16 protein-coding genes and 1 pseudogene are annotated in these 22,239 nt (G+C 46.2%); 4 read left to right on the plus strand and 13 right to left on the minus strand.

Annotation, left to right across the window (positions count from 1 at the left end):
* Positions 1-18 precede the first annotated feature (18 nt).
* The 5 genes from CWI81_RS10350 to CWI81_RS10370 all read right to left on the minus strand — a co-directional run bounded on the left by CWI81_RS10350 (position 19) and on the right by CWI81_RS10370 (position 4,314).
* Positions 19-903 carry a GGDEF domain-containing protein gene (locus CWI81_RS10350; protein WP_126785247.1) on the minus strand — a complete coding sequence of 295 codons (885 nt, stop codon included), beginning with the start codon at positions 901-903 and terminating at the stop codon, positions 19-21.
* Between the two features lie 6 nt (positions 904-909).
* On the minus strand, positions 910-1,734 hold the full coding sequence (locus tag CWI81_RS10355; protein ID WP_126785248.1) for an alpha/beta fold hydrolase: 825 nt from the start codon (positions 1,732-1,734) through the stop codon (positions 910-912).
* A 77-nt stretch (positions 1,735-1,811) separates the two neighbouring features.
* On the minus strand, positions 1,812-3,113 hold the full coding sequence (locus CWI81_RS10360; protein WP_198678673.1) for a carbohydrate porin: 1,302 nt from the start codon (positions 3,111-3,113) through the stop codon (positions 1,812-1,814).
* Positions 3,061-3,297, minus strand: coding sequence for a hypothetical protein (locus tag CWI81_RS10365; protein ID WP_126785250.1), 237 nt, complete (start codon positions 3,295-3,297; stop codon positions 3,061-3,063). Before CWI81_RS10365 ends, CWI81_RS10360 begins: the two co-directional genes overlap by 53 nt.
* A 15-nt stretch (positions 3,298-3,312) precedes the next feature.
* The gene (locus CWI81_RS10370; protein ID WP_126785251.1) at positions 3,313-4,314 is read right to left on the minus strand and encodes a hypothetical protein; all 1,002 of its coding nucleotides are present in this window, start codon (positions 4,312-4,314) and stop codon (positions 3,313-3,315) included.
* Positions 4,315-4,340: 26 nt separating this feature from the next.
* On the opposite strand from CWI81_RS10370, the gene CWI81_RS10375 reads away from it, so the two are divergent.
* Positions 4,341-5,306 carry a DUF817 domain-containing protein gene (locus CWI81_RS10375; protein WP_241970419.1) on the plus strand — a complete coding sequence of 322 codons (966 nt, stop codon included), beginning with the start codon at positions 4,341-4,343 and terminating at the stop codon, positions 5,304-5,306.
* A gap of 31 nt (positions 5,307-5,337) precedes the next feature.
* On the opposite strand, the gene CWI81_RS10380 is transcribed toward CWI81_RS10375, so the two are convergent.
* The 8 genes from CWI81_RS10380 to cadR all read right to left on the minus strand — a co-directional run bounded on the left by CWI81_RS10380 (position 5,338) and on the right by cadR (position 19,363).
* Positions 5,338-7,011, minus strand: a complete 1,674-nt coding sequence (locus CWI81_RS10380) for a diguanylate cyclase (RefSeq protein WP_126785252.1) — start codon at positions 7,009-7,011, stop codon at positions 5,338-5,340.
* Positions 6,998-7,390 carry a response regulator gene (locus CWI81_RS10385; protein ID WP_126785253.1) on the minus strand — a complete coding sequence of 131 codons (393 nt, stop codon included), beginning with the start codon at positions 7,388-7,390 and terminating at the stop codon, positions 6,998-7,000. The genes CWI81_RS10380 and CWI81_RS10385 overlap by 14 nt, the downstream gene beginning before the upstream one ends.
* Positions 7,383-10,217 carry an ATP-binding protein gene (locus tag CWI81_RS10390; protein WP_126785254.1) on the minus strand — a complete coding sequence of 945 codons (2,835 nt, stop codon included), beginning with the start codon at positions 10,215-10,217 and terminating at the stop codon, positions 7,383-7,385. The genes CWI81_RS10385 and CWI81_RS10390 overlap by 8 nt, the downstream gene beginning before the upstream one ends.
* Positions 10,214-13,480, minus strand: coding sequence for a PAS domain S-box protein (locus CWI81_RS10395; RefSeq protein WP_126785255.1), 3,267 nt, complete (start codon positions 13,478-13,480; stop codon positions 10,214-10,216). Before CWI81_RS10395 ends, CWI81_RS10390 begins: the two co-directional genes overlap by 4 nt.
* Positions 13,481-13,630: 150 nt before the next feature.
* On the minus strand, positions 13,631-16,711 hold the full coding sequence (locus CWI81_RS10400; protein ID WP_126785256.1) for an efflux RND transporter permease subunit: 3,081 nt from the start codon (positions 16,709-16,711) through the stop codon (positions 13,631-13,633).
* Entirely contained in the window at positions 16,711-17,829 is a 1,119-nt protein-coding gene (locus CWI81_RS10405; RefSeq protein ID WP_126785257.1) for an efflux RND transporter periplasmic adaptor subunit, read from the minus strand. Before CWI81_RS10405 ends, CWI81_RS10400 begins: the two co-directional genes overlap by 1 nt.
* Positions 17,830-17,896: 67 nt before the next feature.
* Complete coding sequence (locus tag CWI81_RS10410; RefSeq protein WP_126785258.1) at positions 17,897-18,349, minus strand: GbsR/MarR family transcriptional regulator; 453 nt, start codon at positions 18,347-18,349, stop codon at positions 17,897-17,899.
* A 606-nt stretch (positions 18,350-18,955) separates the two neighbouring features.
* Positions 18,956-19,363 (minus strand): Cd(II)/Pb(II)-responsive transcriptional regulator, encoded by a 408-nt coding sequence (gene cadR, locus CWI81_RS10415; protein WP_126785259.1) that lies wholly within the window; start codon positions 19,361-19,363, stop codon positions 18,956-18,958.
* Between the two features lie 95 nt (positions 19,364-19,458).
* Here cadR and CWI81_RS10420 point away from each other — a divergent pair, with 95 nt between their 5' ends.
* From CWI81_RS10420 to CWI81_RS10430, 3 genes and pseudogenes are all read left to right on the plus strand, one after another.
* Positions 19,459-20,355 (plus strand): cation efflux transmembrane domain-containing protein, encoded by an 897-nt coding sequence (locus CWI81_RS10420; protein ID WP_126785260.1) that lies wholly within the window; start codon positions 19,459-19,461, stop codon positions 20,353-20,355.
* A gap of 3 nt (positions 20,356-20,358) precedes the next feature.
* On the plus strand, positions 20,359-20,871 hold the full coding sequence (lspA, locus tag CWI81_RS10425) for a signal peptidase II (protein ID WP_004863699.1): 513 nt from the start codon (positions 20,359-20,361) through the stop codon (positions 20,869-20,871).
* A 21-nt stretch (positions 20,872-20,892) separates the two neighbouring features.
* A pseudogene (locus CWI81_RS10430) lies at positions 20,893-22,183 on the plus strand (ISL3-like element ISPpu12 family transposase).
* The last annotated feature ends 56 nt before the right edge of the window (positions 22,184-22,239 follow it).

Genomic DNA, 22,239 nt, shown 5'->3' on the forward strand with positions numbered 1-22,239 from the left:
GATATCCAAGTTTGCGTGTTAAGTAAAAAAATGGGCACAAAATTGATTTCTGCCGTTCTTTTTTGCTTGATAAAGTAAGCGGTCCGCAGTTTTGTAAAGTGTATCAAAATCGTCGCTGAGCGATGTCGCCACGCCAATACTGACCGTAACGTTCAGGCCCTGAATGTCTTCAGAGCTGAACACCTTAAGAAGTTTCTCAGCAAACTGGCTGGCAGAGTCGGTGGCGTTACTAGTCGAAAAGATGGCAAACTCTTCACCGCCTATACGAGCGGTTAAGTCGTTTTCACGACAGTACTTTTTAAGTAGAGCGCCAACATCGGCTATCACCTTATCGCCGACAAAATGTCCCAGCTGATCATTGATGTGCTTAAAATGATCAATATCAAGCATCATAAAAGAATAGGATAGGTTATTGCGCTTAGCTTGCTTTATCATAGTGCGAGCGTCCGCGACGAAGGCGCGACGGTTAAGTAATTTGGTGAGCTCATCGGTTTCCGATAACTGCTTAAGTCGCTCAGCTTTATCTTCTAAGTCGTTGCGAAGGTTGATCAGTTCTTGATAAAGATCATCCCTCTTCTGAGCCGATGATATGGCCCAATAAATCGAATCTTTCTCTGCTGAATGCATTAAAGCATTAACCAAAACGGGGATTTTGTCGCCACTCGGAGTGTTAATGGTCAATTGTATTTCGCTGCAATGCCCTTCATGCAAAAGTAACGGCATGACAAAGCTTTCAACAATAATCTTAGAGGCTGGAGTTAATATACTTGTTAATAACGATAGACTTTGTGGCGTTTGCTGACAAAGCCGGTAAAAGTCCTTATTGCCATGCAGTACGGCATGGCCTTCAGCTGTGGTGACAACCAGTCCGATTGGAAAGTTGTCCAGTTGCACTTTAGACATTTGTCTTTACTCGCCGGCGCATTTCACTTCTAAAAAACGTTTGATGTGCAGAGCAACGTCTTGAGGATGAGTCATATGTAGACAGTGGCCTTTTCCTTTTATGACCTGTAACTCACTGTTAGGTGTATTCTTTTCCATGTACTGACCCACAGACAGCGAAGCTAAGGCATCGTTATCACTTTGTAATAGCAATACCGGATGCGTATTTTCGGGAAGTATCGTCCGATGGTCAGAAAAGAAAGTAGCCTTGGCAAAATTCTTAGCTGAAATTGGGTTGGTCGTGCAAAAACTCTCCGTCAGCTCATTTGTCACGGGGTGGCGCTCCGTGATTCCGGTTACCAAAGGGGCCAGATACTCCGCCCAGCCAATATAATTTTTATCCATTAACTCGATGAGTTCGCTTAAGTCATGCTTTTCAAAGCCACCTTGGTAACCTTGGTCAATATTTAAAAAACAAGGGGAGGGGCAAATCATAATCAGGGCGTTGATTCTGTCAGGAACGGCTCGTGCAGCAAGTAGACCTATCGTACCGCTGACGGAGTGACCTATAAAAGATACATTCTGGAGGTCGAGTACCTTGCATATATCGACAATGTCCTGAGCATAACCTTCGAGGGAGCTGTATTTAGAGGTTGAATACTCTGCCATACTCGCCGCTCCAGAGCCGACGTAATCAAAAAGCACTAATTTGTAGTCATCGGGCAGCTCTGGTATGAGAAAACGCCACATTGTTTGATTGCAACCAAAGCCATGAGCCATCATTATGACTTTGTTGCCAGATCCCATTATGTAGACGTTATTCCGGTCAATGATATGCTCGGGTGCAAACATGCAAAGTCCTTTGTAGTGATCCAGTTCTATAAATATGCCGATTCACCCGAGATTATACAAGCAGAGAACGCTACTTACTAATAAAGCCAGGTCAGTCTTAACCCCAGTATTGTCGCATCGTGACTGCTTAAACTATCGTACAGGGCGAAGCCGCTATTCATAATTCGCTGTATGTCAGTGGTAACAATAAGGTTTTGGCTCAGGCGATATTGTGCATATGCGTCAAAGTGAGTCATGTCTTTTAAAACTTTTTCAGCGTATTCCGATGATGCTTGCGTCCAGCCAATACCAACTCCTAGTGCATAACTCGTTGCATCATAACTGTAACTGCCACTCGTAAATGTTTGCGCCAAACTTACATTAGGGTTTGCAACCCCAAAGCGAAAATTGATCGCATGGTTATTAAGCTGGTAACCAGCAAGCGAGTACACACCATAGTTACTGGCGTTTTCATTGGTTGCGTCGAAAGTGACATAATCTGATGAGTTTATCCATGCCCCCGCTCTAATTAACCATCCTTGTTGCTGCCAGCTGGCGGAGACTACACTGAAAATACCCTTGCCTTTATCATCGAGTGATAAAAGTTGAGAGTAGGAGCGACTAGGGTTATCAGCAATTCCATTAGAACTTGCAATAGCAGCAGCTACTTGGATCCCGTTACTTAGTTGATTCTCATACACAGCTCCTAGCGTGTAGTCGGGAAATGCAATGGTTGGGTTGGCGGTAAAGCTTGCACCTAAAAACTGCGTTGTTTCATCACTGGCTATGCGGCTTTGTTCAAAAAGCCCGGAAATATCAATAAGCCCTACTGACAGCTTTTGTTGGTTGAAAAAATAATGTGAATAGTAAAGCTCTGAAAGCTGGATACGACCTTGATTTTTACTATCTAATGCTGAACCAGCATCCCCATTGGCTTCTGGGTATGCTGCTGACACCTCATCAGGTTCTAACGAGCTGGAACCTTCAATGTGAACTAGCCACCCACCAGCGGTATAACCTTTTTGCAAAACTATATCGCCGCTAGCGCTAAATTCATCAGCAACCGCTGAGTTATTCGAGGTCTGATATATAAGAACCCCACTTGTGCTTATATCGACAGGGGAGCCGTTGGCATATGCATACCCAGAGAGAAGTAGGCAATTAGTGGCCAAAAGGAGCTTAGGAAATTTCATATTGAGGAAGCCGTTAAGTAAATAAGTAATAAACTCAGGGGGATCTCGGAACGCTTTATACAGCAGGTTTAAAAGCCGGTCTAGATTTTTATTGGAAGAGAGAGCTAAAAGCTTTGAATCATCCAGAGCGCTTTCTGATTCGGATAAATAAAGGTTAGCGTTTACCGCCAAAAAATATTTTGTCGGCGTTGGCAATGGCAGCAACAAACCAAAACCCAATAAATATCAGCAATACCCAGCCGATGGTTCCCCAGCCCCAGCCTTCACCTTCGTCAAAGAAAATAGCGCTGATTAGCCAATAGATCCCGAGCGCCATTAGTACCGATGGAATAAAGGCTAAAATAATATAAATGAGAAACTTATTGCGTTCGTAAAAACGTTTTAGGAACATCGCTCGCTCGATATGTTAAGAAATAGGTGGAACATAAGCCTGTAACCGAGGCGGTAATTGGTTCAGCAAAATGGCGCGTATGCCGTGCCACTGAGAGGAAACCAATAATAATCCAATACCTATCACTAAGCCAGTAATGGTGGTTGCTAAGTCGACCAGACCAACATTGGTTAATAGGCTGGCAAACACATAAAAGACATAAGCCAGCGCGGATACCATTAAGGCTCTGCGGTCGATAATTAACGACGTAACGCTCAGCAGTGCATAGACAGCAACGGTAATTAGAGCCTGCGCAATACCAATATCAAAATCGCCTTTGGTGATACCGGCAAATAACGGGTTAACCAACATGGGGGCCGCCACCAGGTGTAACCAAAAGGCAATATCCGAACTGCGAGTTTGGCGTAGGGTATCTTTCCTATCCCAGTAAAGCGCAATGGCGAATACCAAAACGCCAGCAAGAAAAATCACAGACTGCCAAACAACAGTAGACTCTATCCACCATTCTAGCGGGACAAAAGCGGTGACCATCAGCAAGCCTAAACTGGTCGCAAACGCAATTGGCACCCGAAACCTAAGCCAATGAGCCACTGAAATAAGTGTGGTAACAGCTGTCGCGAGCATCGCGGCCAACTCGGTTTCACCGGTAATAAGTTTAAAACCAAAGAAGGCGCTAAAGTAAACACCGCCTAAACAGGTGAGCAGTAACACAATAGAGGGCAATGCCATTTGCCGCTTCCGGCTAAAGTACTCGGACATGATCCAGCTGCTAGCAGCGACTAATAAACCGCCCAGCCCGAAACCAATTAAGTTGCCTAATGTCCAGGAAGCAACCAGAGTGACAACCGCCGCAATAACCACAAAGATGTCGTTAAAACCACTAACGAAACGCACATGCTCTTCATCCTGAAAATGGGTATTGCGACGCTCTTCTACAAATTGGCGGAAGTCACTCGCTGACTGTTCAGAAATCACGCCTTCCTGAACCGCGGAGTGCAGGTCATCGTCCGTGTACATACCAAGTCCCTTGCTTAATAACCGAAGTGAATCAGTATGTTGACACTTTGTTAATGGGGAGTCAAAAGCTGGAGGGCGGTCTTCTAGCTACGACAAAACAGTTGCTGGTAACCAGTCAGGGTGGTAGAACAGAAAGCTTCGTTATTATTCTCAAGGCATGTTGTGATAGAGATATGGACATCAAAACCTTTGTAAAAGAGTTTTGGCTATTCGGTGTAAAGCAAGCCTACGCCTGTTTGTTTGGTGGCTTTTTATTGGCGCTAATGCTGCTTACCAAGTTCTGGTATCCGCTAGAAGGGCTCCACCGATATGACTTTATCTTTTTAGCGGCTATCGCCTTTCAGCTGTTTCTTATCGTTTTTCGGTTGGAAACTTGGCGCGAGTTCACGGTTATTCTAGTGTTTCATATCGTCGCAACGGTTATGGAATTATTTAAAACCTCTGACGCTATAGGAGCCTGGGTATATCCCGAAGAGTATGTTTTTGGAATTGCCAACGTGCCTCTGTTTACCGGGTTTATGTACAGTGCGGTAGGCAGTTATATCGCCCGGGTCTGGCGCATTTTTGAATTCGAATACTCCTACTACCCACCGAAAAGCGCAACCATACTATTAGTTTCCTTAGTCTATATAAATTTCTTTAGCCATCACTATATTTGGGACATGCGCTGGGTGTTACTGGGCGCTACCATTTTGCTGTTCTACAAAACCACCATTTACTACAAAATAAACAAAACGCATCGCAGTATGCCGCTGTTGCTGGGTTGGTTTTTAGTCGCACTGTTTATCTGGTTTGCTGAGAACATTGCAACCTACGCGAATATCTGGATTTACCCGAACCAGACAGACGACTGGGAAATGGTCTCTGTTGCTAAGCTCAGCTCCTGGTTCTTGTTGATGTTACTGAGCTTTGTTCTGGTCGCTTCTATCAATCAGCTGAAAATAAGAAAAGCGGGGGAGTCAGAGGATCAACGTGTTAAGGCGTGTCCTTGAGTGTTTTAATAAACGTTAAATATGGCAACGTTTATTGCTGAGTACTGACTTGATTGCGACCATTCCTTTTGCTCTCGTAGAGCGCTTTATCCGCAGTTTCGATAAGCTCTGAAGCGTCCATCTGATCGGGGAGGTGGCTTGAACAAATGCAACCTGCTGATAAGGTGCAGGAGAACTTTTGATTGTCCGCGGAAAACTCCATCTCACTAAACGCTATTCGTATTCGGTCAACTATTTTAAAAGCCTCCTGCTCTTGAGTGTTTGGCAAAATAACCAAAAACTCTTCGCCCCCATAACGGCCAACAATGTCAGTTTGTCGAAACCGGTGACGTAGCAAGGCTGCAAGTGATGCGATGACCGTATCTCCGGTAGAATGTCCGTATGTATCATTTACGCGTTTGAAGTGATCGATATCCAGCATGATAATTGATAAGGCGGTTTTTTCCCGACGAGCCCGCATAAGTTCTCGGTCTGCGTGCTCCTTAATGGTTGCGTGCTTTAATAAGCCGGTTAATCCGTCCCTGCTGATTAATTGCTCTAGATTTCGCGCGCGATGCACTCTGGAACGAATAGAGGAAATTAGACGTTCGTTCGAGATAGGCTTCACTAAAAAGTCATCGGCATCAAACAAAAGTGCCTCGGTTTGTTTATCGAGATTGCGTTCGGCTGAAAGGTAAACAATAGGAAGGCTTTCAAACTGCACGTTTTGTCGAACTAACAGCGCTATATCGATACCTGAGTACTCTGGCATTTCCATATCCAGTAGCAGCAATTCAGGCCGAAACTCATTCAGTTCTGAGACAATATTTCTGACGTCGTGGAGAATACTAACCTGCATCCCTTGCGACTCTAGCTCTAGCTTCATTAATGAACAGAGTTCTTTGTCGTCATCAATGAGCATGACACGAGGTTGTGCGGACTTCTCCTCGTTGACGACTGCCTCTAAATGACTGACTAGTTCTGAAAGGTTGATCGGCTTCTTTAAAAAGCTTGTTGCGCGAATTTTCGCGGCTTTTATTCGCTGATCAAAAGCATCGTTTTCGGACAGCATGATAAGCCCTTTAGGAGCTCCTTCTGTGGTTGTGAACAATGTTTTGAAATCTGCTGTGGCATTGAATGGATGGCCGTCCATATCAATAATAGTTGCATCCGGCCAGCCCCCTTTATCCACTAACTTAAGTGCTTCTTTCAGGGTTACAGTGTTGATTTTAAAGTTGAAGTTTACAAGCTGCTTCGAAAATTGGGCGGCTAATTGTTCGTTTTCTTCAATGAGCCATACTTCGCCTTCATGAGCTGAACGGGACGGATTAGTTTTCTGGAGTGTTTTAGCAGTGCTTGCAGACTCACTAGAAGAGGATGCATTATGAACACTAGTTCTATCTAACAGCTGACAAAAACGGGTGACATCATTACTAATTAGTTTAATGATTGTGTCTTGCCCGAACTGACTCGCAGATTCTTTTAATTTTTCGTCAATACGGCGTGCTTCTTCGCTGATTTTATCAAAGCCGAAAGTTCCTGCAGAGCCGCTGATGGAGTGCAGTATAAGATGTATCTCATCAACTCTTTGGTTGGCGTTAGTGAGGCTTAATCCGTCTAATAGAGAAGTTAGTTTCGACTTATCTGACACCAGACGTTCTTTATACTGATCTCGGATAGCCTGGATTTCAGCCTGTAGCTCTTCTGGTACATTATGTTTGCTCATTAGCACGATTCCAGATGTCCTTTAGTTGGGTCGGTAATGTCATTGGGTCAAATGGCTTAGAGATAACGTCTTGGGCGCCGAGTTCTTTTAGCTCTTCAACTTCAGAGTTTAGAACTTTGGCGGTAAAGAATACTACAGGTGTTCCATCTAGCAATCCCTTTTCCTGAAGCTGTTTCAGTGTGTGTGGCCCGTCCAGGCCCGGCATCATAACGTCTAACAATACTAAGTCGGGTTTAAAGTCAGCTATTTGCTCAATTGCCTCGTAGCCCGATGAGCAGATGAGTGATGTAAACCCGCCAACCTTATCGAGAGACAGCTTTGCAATGGCCTGGATGTCTGGTTCGTCATCCACCAATAAAACACGTTTTAACTCAGACATGGGGTCTCCTATTCTCATTATTGCCAGCGAGTTTATCGATCAAATCAACGAAGTTGGTACGCGTAAAATTTGCTTTATCCATAATCGCATCGACACGGCTAGCTTTTTCAAGTGACACCTCGGGGTCGGATGTAACCACGATCTTTATTGCTTCATGAGTGCTGTTTGCAATCTCAATGATGTCGCAACCAGAGCTGTCTGGTGAAAGAATATCGAATATTACAACATCATATTTGTTTGATGATAATTTCTGCTTGGCTTGCTGTATAGAGCTTGCCGTATCGACCTCATAGTTATCTTCTAGTATGGCGGTGATAACAGCAGAGAAATCATCAGAGTCTTCTACATGTAATACGGACTTTTTATTAGAAAGGTTGGTCTTTTTCGGCAGAGAAAACCAAAATCTTGTTTTCTGATTCAGTTCTGAGTCGAAGCCAATGGTTCCACCCATTTTTTCGATAATCGTTTTTGTAATAGCAAGTCCAAGCCCAGTTCCACCTTTATTTCGTGAGTCTGAAGACTCAGCTTGTGCAAAAGGCTCGAATACTCTGTTTTTAAAAGCCTCAGGAATTCCTGAGCCGTGATCAATAATCTCGATAAGAACATTTTGACCCGTCATTGATGCAGTCACCCGAACCTCACCATCATTCGGCGAGAATTTTGCGGCATTTGAGAGTAAGTTGGTCATTGCCTGTATAAACCGAAGTTCATCAACGACGATATGAGCGTCTGTCGATAACGTATTATCGAACTTAATTATCGCGTTCTCTTGTTCGGCATAGCTGCGATTTTCTGCAATGGCTTGGTCTAACAATAATTTGAGCGAATGTTCCTGAAACTTAAAAGTTAAGTTTCCCGAGGTCAGCTTTTCAATGTCGAGTAGGTCATTAATCAGCAGTGTTAATCGTTTACTGTTCCGGTTGGCTAAGTCCAACACATTTTTAGTTTCCTCTGAGAAACTCTTTTCTTCTAGCGATAGCAGTGAGAGAGCGCCAGAAATTACTGAAAGAGGTGTTCTTAATTCATGGCTCACAGTGGATAAAAATTGCGATTTTAATCTTTCAGCTTGTTCTGCGGCTTCTTTCGCGAAGACCAATGACGAAATTTCATGCATTGCGCCCAGCATAGACTGAGGAACGCCGGACTCATCACACTGAATGACGGCATGGCCTTTCATCCAACGCAGTTCCTCGTTATCGGCTCTGATAATACGAAACGTCGTTTCAAGTGGGGGAGGCGCTTCACTAAAGGGGTCTCGATTGAGCGCTCTTCTCTTCAACTTTTCTAGTAGTTGATTAAACTCTTCTCGTTCTTCGTGACAAAACACGGGTTCTATACTTTCATAGTTACCATAAAAGTCGCGATGAGTTGTTCCCGTCAGTGAGTACATCTGCTCATTCCAGAGCATTTTATAATCTTTTAAGTCGAGTTCCCAAACGCCGATATTGGCCACTTTGGTGGCTGATTCTAATCGTTCTTTTAGTTCATTAAGCGTGAGCTGATCATTAATATGTTGGCTGATATCTGTCGCTAACCCTAGATAGCCAACGGGATTGCCGTCGTTGTTAAATTCTTTAGTGACAATCAACTCAACCGGAATGCGCTTTCCGAACTTAGATATGTAGGTCCAGTTATCTTTTTCTGACCCTTCAATGTCTGGTATTGCTGTAAACACAGAAAAACCAGAAATATCTTTATCCAGCTGTGCTGTCAGTATTTTCTCTTTTTTGGTTACTTCATCGGGGTCATGAAAAATTGCTGGTGTTGTTTTATTAATAACCTCGTTGGCTGAATACCCAAGCATGCGCTCGGCGCCGCGGTTAAAGACGGTTATTAAGCCGTTTCTGTCGGTTGCAATGATAGCCGTTTCAGATGCGGCATTAAGCACGTGGTTTAGTTTACTGTTGACATCACTTAGTTCCTTTGTGCGAGCTTTAACTTCGGTTGATAGTGAATTAAGTAAGTTTTGCTGATAGACATGTCGCGTCAAAAAATAAATGCCAAGCACTACAGCAAGAGTGAGGCACCAAATGATAAAGCGAGCAACCCAGAGATTTGGTTCATCTTCTTCAACTGCAATAGCAAGCTGCCAGTCTCCGCTGGGAGTTTCTACAACAGTTGTTGCGGATGCATCAGCAAAAACCGCCGCATCTCCTATAAAAGGGGATGGATTAATGTTTTTGGTGTTGTTGGCATGTTTTAAACCCAGCTGTACTGAGATTTCTGTTTCTTGAATTTCTTCCGTTAACGACTGAAATAAGCGATCTGCGTCTATAACAGCGCTGATTATGCCCCAGTAATTATCATTAAGGTATACCGGGGATCGGTAAATTAGCCCTAAACCGCCCTGCACTAATTCCAAAGGGCCGTCGAGGGCAACAGTGTTTGACTCAATAGTTTGTTTGATCGATGGCCACTGAGATGGCAGGTTTTCGTAGTTCAAGCCTAACGCGGCCTCATTTCCCTCAAGGGGGATAATCCAGGAAAGCTTATTATTAGGGGCAATACCAATATTTCTAAAGAAGGGACTAAATTGATAAACTTGTTTAAGCATTGAGTTTACTTCATCCGAAACAATATCTCCTCGGCGTGCAACAATATATGCCTCGATGCCGTTTGTTAAAAATATCGTCCCATTAAGCTCTGTTTCCAGTTGAGACTTAAGCCTGATAGCAAGCTCCGAGGCGCTGCGTTCCAGATCCGCCCGCTGACTTTTTTTATACTCATAAATAAGGTACTCAGTAGCTCCGATAAAACTGAAAAACAGCAAGGCGGCGATTAGTTTGAGCCAGCGTGAGCTTTTATATGAATGCCGATAATAACTCATTCGTCTACCTCAAGCGCGCATGTGGGCTTTGGCAGCATGATGTAAAAGTCTGTACCAGTTGAATCTGTGATAAAGTCGATGTTGCCTCCTAAGCGATCAACAATCTCTTTTGATATAGACAATCCGAGGCCAGTACCGCCTGTTGCTCGCGTATTGCTTGAGTTTGCTTGGGCGAACTTCTCAAATACTCTGGGCTGAAATTCCTCAGGGATCCCTTCGCCGTTATCCTTTACTGATATTCGAACATATTCGCCGGTTTCTTCAGCAAAGATTTTTACAGTCTCACCTTTTGGTGAGAACTTGACGGCGTTTGAAATTAGATTGGCAAGAACTTGTTCAAACCGTTGAGCATCGACATAAATACAAAGCGACGGATCGATAGGGTATAATTCTAGATTAACTTGGTAACGACGAGAATAGGGCGTATTGCGGTCAATAATCGCTTCCAGTAAAGGAGCGACAAGCAGATTTTCAAAATGCATTTGCATTCTTCCGGCTAGCAATTTTTCGAGATCGAGTATGTCATTAATCAGTAAGTTCATGCGAACACTGTTCTTTTTAGCAACCTCTATCATTTCTGTGGCTTGCGTGGGGAGCTCGCCAAAAGTACCGCCAAGCAATAAGTCAAGGGCACCGGTAATTGATGTTATGGGAGTGCGCAGCTCATGACTTACTGTTGAGACGAAGGCATTTTTAATTTCTTCGTTACGTTTGCGTTCTGAGATATCTTCGATGATGGACCAAATTAGCTTCCTGCCATTGTCGTCATAGACGACCATCCCGTTTAACAGGACAGGGTAACGACTCCCGTCTTTACGAATGTATTCTTTTTCAAAGGGACCATAGCGGCCGGTATCCGCCAAAACTTCCAGTTGCTTGATTTCTTCCTCTTCATATTCGCGAGGTGTCACGTCCCAATAACTTAAAGAAATAAACTCTTCGCGTGTATACCCAGTGGGCGCTAACAGCGCATTATTTAAGTCAACAAACTTCCCTGTTTCGTAGTCGTTTAGTGCAATGCCAATCGGAGACAGTTCAAAAAGACCCCGTAATCGACTCTCACTATTTTCCAGCGCTTCGTTTTTATGTTTAAACTCCAGAGACGAAGAGACCCAGCGGGCGAGCAAGCCTAAAAACTGCTTTTCAGTCTCCTTAAAGGGTTCGCCTCTGGGATGTGCGGAAGAAAAGTTGAGAGTACCAAATGGGTGCCCATTCACGTTTATTGCTAAACCAATGTAAGATTCAAGGCCAAATGCCTCATAACAGGGGTGTTGCCGGTACTTGGATGTCGCCATATTTTCAATGGCAACAGTTTCACCCTCAGACATCACTATTTGGCAATAGGTGTCTTTAAGTGGAAACGTTTGTCCTGTTGTTAAGTCGGCCTCTTCTGGCGCATTATAGGCGATGATCTCATATTCTTGCGCTTGCTCATTAATCCTACTGACAATACCGAGTTCGAGATCCAAGTAGGCGCATGCCAAGTTAAGACCTTGAGTAATGCGCTGAAGCGGGTTCTCAGGAGAAAGTGAGGCGATTTGGTTAAGCGCTTTAAAGGCTGCAAGTTGAGTTTGTAACTCATCTTGGTTTTGTTTCTGCTGCGTGATGTTGAGAATGAATCCATCGAAATAATCAACATCGCCTTCTTCATTTTTTATGGCTCTGCCCTTTTCCTGAGCCCAGCGAATGCCTCCATCGCGGTGCAAAATTCGGTACTCGAGGAGCCACTCTTGATTATTTTCAATGGCTTTTGATACTTCCCGCTCCAATCTCTCTTTATCATCAGGGTGAATAACACTGTCATAGCTACGAACGGTATTCTGAATAAAGTCGGTTGCAGGGTAACCCGACAGAGGGTCTATCTTGTCACTCATGTACAGCATCGTCCAATGCTCATCGTGAAGGCAGCGATACGTCACACCCGGAATATTATTCACAAGTGAGCGAAACTGAGCTTCACTGGCTTTTAATGCTTGTTCACTTTTTACTTGCTGGGTTATATCGCGAACCGCGAATACGTAGTGAGTTTCAGCGCCCACGACGAGGGGGGCACCGTTAACTGATAACGCTTTCCACTCCCCACTCGGCCAATGGATAGCGTGCTGCACATCGCTGATGGATTGACCGGTTCGACGGACAACAGGAAAAGGAAGCTCTTCGGGGGGAAAGAATGACCCATCGATTTTAGTAATTTGCCAGCGCGGGTCGTCAAAGGTTGCATTAGTTTTATCCGGTGATTCCTGTGGCTCTAACCCCAAAACATTGACTGCTTCAGCATTTGCGTAGGTGAATTTGCCCGCCTCATCGAGTACGAAGAAAGCAACAACATTACTGTTAAAAATCTTTTCAAGAAATTCGCGCTGAGACTTTATTTCTCTCTCTGCTTGTTTCTGCTTGGTAATATCTTCATGAGTACCAGCAATGAGAAGAGGCTCGCCACTTTCAGTGGTCGAAACCAACCGCCCGCGGTCATGGACCCATACCCAATGTCCATCTTTGTGACGCATGCGCGCGTTGAAATCATAGAAATCGGTTTCACCCCGAAAGTGTTGTTGTAACAACTCATTAGACTTTTCTAAATCGTCAGGATGTGCAAGCGACATCCAGGTATCAATTGAGATGGGTTCAAGTTCCGCCAGGGTGTAGCCAACGATATTTGCCCAGCGCTCATTAAAAACTGTTTCTCCGGTTTGGACATTCCATTCCCAGGTGCCGACGTTGGTTCCTTCTAAAATGGACTGGAGCCGTTGTTCATTCTTTTTCGTTGCTTTGAGCTTCTCAGTGAGTTTGATTTCATCCTGCACGGCCGACGCAATGTCTTGCAAAATGCTTCTTTCTGCAACAGAAAGTACGCGAGGTCGAGTATCGATAACACAGAGAGTGCCAATCCGAAAACCATCGATACTTTGAATGGGGCAGCCCGCATAAAACCGGATTTTTGGGTCATCAATGACTAACGGGTTATCGCTAAACCGGCTGTCTTCCTTTGTGTCGTTAACTTCAAACACTTTGTCGTTGAGTATGCTGTAGGCGCAGAATGCAAATTCACGTGGTGTTTCTGAAACCGAAAGGCCTTGCTTAGATTTAAACCATTGTCGGCACTCATCGACAAGGGAAATAAGGGCGATTGGCACGTTCAGGGCAGTTTGTGCAATGCGAGATAGTCGATCAAATCGTTCTTCCGGGGGAGAGTCCAGCAGTCCCGTTTCTTGTAACGCTTTTAAACGTTGTTGTTCATTATCTGGGATATCAGCTGATTTCATTTAAACGCTCCACTTTATAACCGCCTCAGAACAATACTATGTAGCTAGGTAAGGAACTGCAATGATTTTGTGCAGAGCGATTCTTAAAAGGTTCCGGAATCAAAGTAGTATTATCGGTTACCATTTTACGAGGCTTTAAAGTAGCCATGTTTAATTGGCTTTCTCCCTTCTTTGGCCGTCCCAGGCAAGCATTGCCGGAGTTAACAGAAGCGTAATAAACGTCGCAACTAGCAGTCCGCCAACCAGTGCTGTAGATAACTGAATCCAGTATTGTCCTGAAGGCGCCCCAACAAAAATATCCCGCTCAAAAAAGTCGACGGTTAAACCCAACACCATAGGTAACAATCCGACTATCGTCGTTGTCGCGGTGAGAAGTACCGGGTTTAAACGTTGCATTGCTGCTTTTACCGCAGCTTCCATCGGCGATAACCCATCCGAGCGGTACTCGTTATATGCGTCAATTAGAACGATATTATTATTTACTACAATACCCGCCAGAGCCATAATGCCGATTCCGCTCATTACTACAGAAAAGGGTTCTTGCCGCACGAGTAATGCAAGCAGCACGCCAGCTAAAGAGAATACAATAGCGGATAGCACTAAAGCACTCTGGAAGAAGCTATTCAACTGTAATAGTAGGACGAACAGCATTAAGAAAATGGCTAAGGCAAATGCCAGTAATAAAAAGCTCATGGCTTCATTTTGGTCGTCAAGCTCTCCGGTAAAATCAAATTCCACACCTTTGGCAAAATCACTCTGCTTGATCTTCTGTCGCAACGTTTCCGTTGCTTCGCCAACAGTCACTCCAGCAACAAGACCTGATTCAATTGTTTGTACGTTGCGTGAATTCACACGAGTGATAATAGTTGGGCTTAAACTGGGCGATAGCTGGACAAAATTCTCTATAGGCATGAGACCTCTGCTTGCTGGAATGCGTAAATTAGCAAGGTCCGCCATTGAGCGTTCTTCCCAGGGATAACGTATACGAATATCGACTTGCTCTGGTGCCGACTCAGGCAGATAAGTGCCAACTAAGACACCATCGGTCAATAGACGCGCTAAGGTACCTAAGGTCGCGACATCGACACCATACTCAGCAGCTTTTTCACGGTCTACATCAATTTTTATCTGTGGCTTAGGGGTCGCCATGTCACTGGAGGTATCAATAAAATCATCTGATTCTTTCATTATCTCGAGTAACTTACCCACGGCTTCAGGCAATAAGTTCCGATCTTTCGCTGACACTTCTATAGAGACGGGACGAGCAGAGGACGGACCGCTTTGTTGTTTTTCAATCTTTAGTGCTATCCCGGGTAAGTTGTCTGTTTTAGCGCGAATACGCTGTATGATTTTTGCGGCAGAATCACGCTCCTGCCAATCCAGCAAATCAATTTGTAGTGTACCAATAATTTCTGAGTCCAGGTTGGCTTTCAGCCTTTCCTCAACTGACCCTATGGTGCGAGAATAAATGCGTTCAATGCCCGCGACCGGCTCAACGGTCTTATCGACCAGCTTAACCAGATTATCAGCTTCACTTACTGATAAATTACCATCGGCTTGAACTTGTATTTGTATACGATCGGCCTCGATGTCAGGGAAAAAGTTTACGCCTTGCCCGAGCTTGCTGTAGAGGAAAAATGAAAGTAATAAGACAAACAGGCTGACCAGCAAAGCAAGTAACGGCTTACCTACCATATAGCTGACCAAAGACTGGAGTTTTGAGCCTTTGTCTGGTGCTTTCTCTGATTGTGAGGTCACTGATACTTTGCTTTTTACTGATGAGCCAATTATCGGAACGAAAACCAGTGCCATGAGCAAAGACATGAGCAGTGTTATGATAACAGTGGCGGGCAGATAAAACATAAATTGCCCGGCCATACCCGGCCAAAAGAGCAGTGGTATAAATACGGCGAGGGTGGTCATTGTCGACGCAATAATAGGCCACGCCATGCGTTGCGAAGCTGCCAGGTAGGCTTGTAATCGGTCTTGTCCCTGTCGACGATAGCGCTCCGCAAGGTCGACCACAACAATGGCACCATCGACTAACATTCCAATCACTAAAATGAGTGCGAACAGCACCACGATGTTCAGGGTTATACCCAGCAGTTGCAGCGTCAAGATGCCGCCAAGAAATGAGCCTGGAATCGCAAGAGCAACGAGCAGGGAAGCTTTGACGCCCAAAGCCACCACAACAGTTAGTATGACCAGAATAATGGCGAGAATGACATTGTTTTCAAGGTCGCCCAGAAATTGCTTAACATCGTCGGCCTGGTTTTGCATATAAGCGACATTAACGGTTGCAGGCCAGTCGGTGCGCTCCTGTTCGACCATTTGGGTTACACGGTCGACAACGTCAATCACATTAGCGCTGCTCAGTTTTGTAATATCAAGTGCTATCGACGGTTGACCATCAATACGGGCGTAACTGACGGGATCTTTAAAGGTGCGTCGAACTTCAGCGACATCGCTTACCCGTACGACATTATTGGGCGTAGTTTTTACCGGCATCTCGAATACATCGACAATGTTTTCAATGGTGCCAGGGATGGCGACGCTAATGCGCCCTGCTCCGGTATCCATTGCACCCGCGGTAACCAGAAGGTTGTTATTACTAATAGCTTGCGATACTTCCGCTAAAGAAATGTTGTAAGACTGCATGGCTAACGGTTCGATGATGATCTCTAACAGATCTTCACGATCACCGGACATATCAACTTCGAGTACACCATTAAGCGTTTCAAGTTTATCCTCTAAGTTACGTGCCAGTTGGATTAAGTCCCGTTCGGGAATATTGCCTGAGAGCGCGACCGTTAAAATGGGGAATAACGACAGATCAACTTCTTGCACTGTGGGCTTCTCAGCATCGGATGGTAAATCTTGCTCTGCTTTTTCAGTTTCATCTTTGACATCACGTAATGCTTTTTCGTTATCGAAGCCTGCGGCAAACTCCAGTTGCAACATGGCAAAGCCTTCACCGGCTTGAGCGGTTAAAGTATCTAAACCGTCGATGCTTTGTAATTTTCGCTCAAGCGGCTCGACCAATAAGCGTGCGCTGTCTTCGGTTGAAATGCCAGGGTAGCTTACGGTGACCGTGAATACCGGAATGTCAATTTCAGGGGCTGCTTCTTTGGGAATTGTGGCGTAGGCGATGCTGCCCATTATAAACAACACAGCGAGTAACAGTATCGCTGCGCGATTGCGTGAGAAAGCGGCGGCAATAAAGGCTTTCATTATAATTCCTCGCCTTTGTCATAATCAGCAGGTACGGGTTTGGGGGTAACTTTTTGACCGGCGGTCAACGAACTATGGCTAATGATGACTAAACGCGTTTCGTCATCCAGCCCGCTGACCCATAAGGCATTAACGTCTGCCTGCTCCACAGTAACTGGAGAAAAACGTGTTTCGTTATTGTCATTAATGGTTAAAACACCCATGCGGCCAGCCGCATCTATTTTGATTTGGGCCGCAGAAATTTTGTGTGCTTTAACGTTGTTGGTTTCAATAGTGACTTCGGCACTCATACCGGAAGGGATAGGGTCGTTCTGGTTTGGGATGGTTATTTCAACGCGAAATGTCCGGGTCTGCGGATCGGCAATAGGAGCGATAAAGCTGACCTGTCCCTGACGATCAGTACCACCGATAAGTTTGACCGTCGCGGGCATGTTGAGTTTGAGCCTGTGAATTTGACTTTGTTGTACGTTAATAATGGCGATTAACGGATCGTTATCGATAAGCTCTAGCACTTGATTGCCAGCTGACACATAAGCACCTTGCTCAATAAAGCGTTGATTGATAACGCCGCTGACCGGTGCTGTCAGTTTAGTATTTTCAATATCAAAGGTAATACGGCGAAGCTGTGCTCGTGCTGCTTCTAGTTGTGCTTCTAACGCCTGGAGTTGAGACTGGGACGACAAATTTTGTTCGATGAGCTTTTTAGTCGCATTGAAATCGCTTTGTGCCTTTGTTAGTTGAGCTTCTGCCTGAGTACGTTGAACTTCGCGATCATCAATGGAAAGTTTTGCAATGACGTCACCCTGGCTGACCTCAGCACCACTGTCGGCAATCATTTCGAGCATGCCGTCAGTACGTGCTCGAATATTAAGTTGCTGATTTGGTCTAATTTCGCCGTTTAGTGTCAACTCGCGAGCCACAAGCTGGGCTTGACTATTTCTTACTGCAACTGACGGTAAACTGCTCTCAGTTGCGCTTGTCTTTTCGGTATCGCCTCTGAAGATGAAACCACTGGCTATCCACAAAAAAACCAAGGTTACGATGGCAATAAATACGGCTGTAGAGCTACTGATTCGGCCTTGCTGCTTGTGCAGTGAGCCACGTGATGATGAGGTCATTGATGTTGCACCTAAATAATTTAAATGTTTTCGTCAAACGTCAATTTTTCTGACTATTGAGCATGGCTTAGCGTTCGGATTTCAACTCCAGCAGCAACTTTTTCACGCTTTCATCGTAGAGTGTATTAAACCTTTCCAACTCAGTAATTTTCTCCTGAGCTCTAGTATTCTTAATACTTGCTTTGGCTTCCGTTATTATCTTTTTCGCTTCTTGATGCTGTTTTATCTTTAATTCCAGCAGCGAATCATAAGGGTTGGTACGCATTACAAAATGGTTTTGGCGCTTTCCAGGCAGCGCTCTGCGTTCGACCAGCTGAAGCATTTCCAAAAAGCGAATATTGGTGCTGACACTTCCTTTACTTATTTCAAGTAAGTTCATGAGATCGGCTGTATTTAGTGGGGCATCAGATATGATAAGAGCCGCAATTATTTGCCCAGCAATTCGAGAAAGACCATAGCCCTGAGTGTGCATGCCCATATCGGTAATAAACTGCAATTCTGCTTCGGTAAGCTTATTCATAGTAAAAACTTGTTAATTTGGATAATTTTAGATTAATCTGTTTAATCTGTTCAGTCAAGATTAAACAAATAAAACGAGTTAACGCCAAGTGTGGATACTCCAATAAAAAATGGGTTACGAGGTTCTAGTGAATTAAGTATTATGGGTATGCGAACTTATTATTGGCTATGATGGAGTTTAATTTTAATCATAAGCCAACACGGTTTGGCTCGATTGGAACAAACTTGGTACACCGCCAGAAACTAAAAAGCCCCGCACATTGTGCAGGGCCTTTAGAATAGTGGTGCCGGAGGCGGAATCGATAAGATCTAATAACTTATTGTTTTATAGTGGATAAAAAATATTAAGATTCAAGCGTGTTACTTACCTTGTTACTAAAACTTCAGCTTTAGTTTTTTGATTGAAAGCTTTTTCACAAATGAATCTTTTAACTTTTTGGCTATGCCCAATACTCGCTTAACACGTTGAACATAGCTATAGTGGTCTGCAACTTGTGAACGTGTAGTGGCAAATAAATTCGGGTAAGCGGATTAAATGGTTGATCTTACCTTTGCATGAGAGTGAGACAGACCGGCATCTCATCGGATTATCTGGTTGATGCTTCACCTACTGCTGGTGCATGTTTCCTTCGCTAATTCCAGCAAGAACCCCACACGCCTCAACTTCCCGCTCATCGTTGCAACTCGCTCTCAGTGAAACGAGTTGTTTCTCAAGCGCTTGCAGAGCGGTTATCTGCGACCGCACATGAGAGATGTGATCATCGAGCAAGGCGTTGACGGCGGTACAAGGCTGATGAGGGTCGTCCTGATAGCTCTGTAGTTCGTGAATCTCAGCCAGTGACAGGCCCAGGATTCTGCAGCGACGGATGAAGGCCAGCCCCTCACCATGCTTCTCGGTATAGACACGGTAACCGTTGTCCTGCCGATCAGGCGGCGGCAACAAGCCCTGCTGTTCATAGAAGCGGATCGTCTGTGTTTCGACCCCTACCAACTGCGCCAACTGACCAATGCGCATCAGCCTCCTCCCCAACGGATTCTTTACTCTATTGACCTTATAGTAGCTTTATAGTTTAAAATGGTACCACAACATTGTTCAAGTGGAGTCGTATCATGAGCAAATCCTGTGGTGGCGCCTGTGGCGGTGATGCAACGTCCGCAGCGGATACCGATATACAGGCCTCCTCCGAGGCGCCAGGGAGATGGGTCAGTGTTTATGCCGTGCCGAAGATGGACTGTCCATCAGAAGAACGAATGATTCGCCTAGCCCTGAACGGCTTTGAGGAGATTCGGGCGCTGTCCTTCGACTTGTCGAACCGCCGGCTGAAGGTCGTGCATGACGGCGAGGTCGAGCCCGTCACCTCGAAACTGAAGACCTTGGGGCTAGGCGCCTCGCTTCAGGAAACCGTCGCTGCAAATCCGGAGACCATCAAGGCCGCCGAGTTTTCGGCAGCTTCTGCTAAGCAAGAATCCGGGACCCTGCGCTGGTTGCTCGGCATCAATGCACTTCTGTTCGTGGTGGAAATGACTGCCGGTCTGATCGCCCAGTCCACCGGCCTGATTGGAGAATCCCTGGACAATTTTGCCGATGCGGCGGTGTACGGGCTTGCCCTTTATGCGGTTGGACATAGCGTGAAAATGCAGGTACGTGCCGCGCATCTTGCTGGTGTACTGCAACTGATCTTGGCTGTGGGCGTGCTCGTAGAGGTGGTGAGACGCTTTGTATCCGGTAGTGAGCCTGAATCGCTGGTGATGATGGCTATCGCATTCGTCGCATTGATTGCCAATACCAGTTGTCTGCTGCTCATATCCAAACATCGGGAAGGCGGGGCGCACATGAAGGCAAGCTGGATATTCTCGGCCAACGACGTGGTGATCAACCTGGGGGTCATCACCGCCGGCGCCCTGGTCGCGTGGACCGGTTCCAATTATCCGGATCTGATTATCGGCACCATCGCGGGGGGCATTGTACTTAACGGTGCCAGACGCATTTTGGCGTTGAAGGGTTAAATAATGCTCATTATTGGCAAAAAGCTCTCGCCGTATGCCCTATTGTCCATATCGGGCCTGCTGGCAGCGTCTGATCAGGCTGTAAAGTGGCTGGTGCAGCAATCAATGGCCTATGGCGAGTATGTTTCGGTGACCCCGTTCTTTAACTGGGTGCACCTATGGAACACCGGTGCCGCATTCAGTCTTTTTGCGAATGGTGGAGGCTGGCAGCGCTACTTTTTTATCGGAATCGCGGTAGTGGTCTCGATTTTTTTGATCAAGCTGATCCTTGAAAATCGTCATAAAGGAGAAGCCATCGCTTACAGTCTTATCCTCGGTGGCGCCATGGGCAACCTGATTGACCGGGTCTTTCGCGGCTATGTTGTGGATTCCTTTGATTTCTATTGGCGAGACTGGCATTGGCCGGCCTTCAACCTGGCTGATATTGCAATTGTCCTCGGTGCCTTACTTTTCGTTTCCAGCAGCTTGTTGGGTAAAAAAGCAAACACCAATGCCGAGCCGGATGGATCTGACTGACACCTACGCCTATACAACACCATGACCGAACTTCCCGACAACATCCTTCACCTGCCGCAATACCAAGTACTGGGCTGCAAATCAACCGACGACGAAATGCACTTCCAGGTGGACGTGCCCGATCCCATCGCCTGCGAGGAATGCGGCGTGCAGGGTGAGTTCGTACGGTTCGGCAAGCGTGACGTTCCCTATCGTGATCTGCCCATCCACGGCAAGCGGGTCACTCTCTGGGTGGTCCGCCGCCGATACACCTGCCGGGCCTGCAAGACAACATTCAGGCCCCAGCTACCGGAGATCGGTGGACGGATTCCGTATGACACTGCGGCTGCATGAGTACGTGGAGAAGGAATCCTTCAACCACCCCTACACCTTTGTGGCGGCACAGACCGGCCTGGACGAGAAGACGGTGCGCGACATCTTCAACGCCCGCGCCGAGTTCCTGGGGCGCTGGCACCGCTTCGAGACGCCCCGCATCCTGGGCATTGACGAGCTATACCTGAACAAGCGCTACCGCTGCATTCTGACCAACATTGAGGAGCGAACCCTGCTCGACCTGCTGGCCACCCGCCGCCAGGACGTGGTGACCAACTACCTGATGAAGCTGAAAGACCGGCAGAAGGTCGAGATCGTCAGCATGGACATGTGGAACCCCTACCGGGCAGCGGTCAAGGCTGTGCTGCCCCAGGCCCGTATCGTGGTCGATAAGTTCCATGTGGTGCGCATGGCCAACGATGCCCTAGAGAGAGTGCGCAAGGGCCTCAGAAAGGAGCTGAAACCGTCCCAGAGCCGGACTCTCAAGGGAGACCGGAAAATCCTGCTGAAACGCGCTCACGAAGTCTCAGACCGGGAGCGCCTCATCATGGAGACCTGGACAGGCGCGTTCCCGCAACTGCTGGCCGCCTACGAGCACAAGGAGCGCTTCTACGGCATCTGGGACGCCACCACACGGCTCCAGGCAGAAGCCGCCCTGGACGAGTGGATAGCCACCATCCCGAAGGGCCAAAAGGAAGTCTGGAGCGATCTGGTCAGGGCAGTGGGAAACTGGCGCGAAGAGACCATGACCTACTTCGAGACGGACATGCCCGTCACCAACGCTTACACGGAGTCCATCAACCGACTGGCCAAGGACAAGAACCGTGAAGGGCGCGGTTACTCCTTCGAGGTGATGCGGGCACGAATGCTCTACACCACGAAGCACAAGAAGAAGGCACCGACTGCGAAGGTCTCTCCTTTCTACAAGAAAACCATCGGTTACGGACTGCCGGACTTCGCAGAGGAACTCAACTACGGAGTCGATCTATCAACCATCTGAGGGTGGTATCAGATTGATGGGGTGAAGGTGCCCCATCAACCATTAAATCCGTATAC

Source organism: Idiomarina seosinensis (assembly GCF_003987275.1).
Classification (GTDB): domain Bacteria; phylum Pseudomonadota; class Gammaproteobacteria; order Enterobacterales; family Alteromonadaceae; genus Idiomarina; species Idiomarina seosinensis.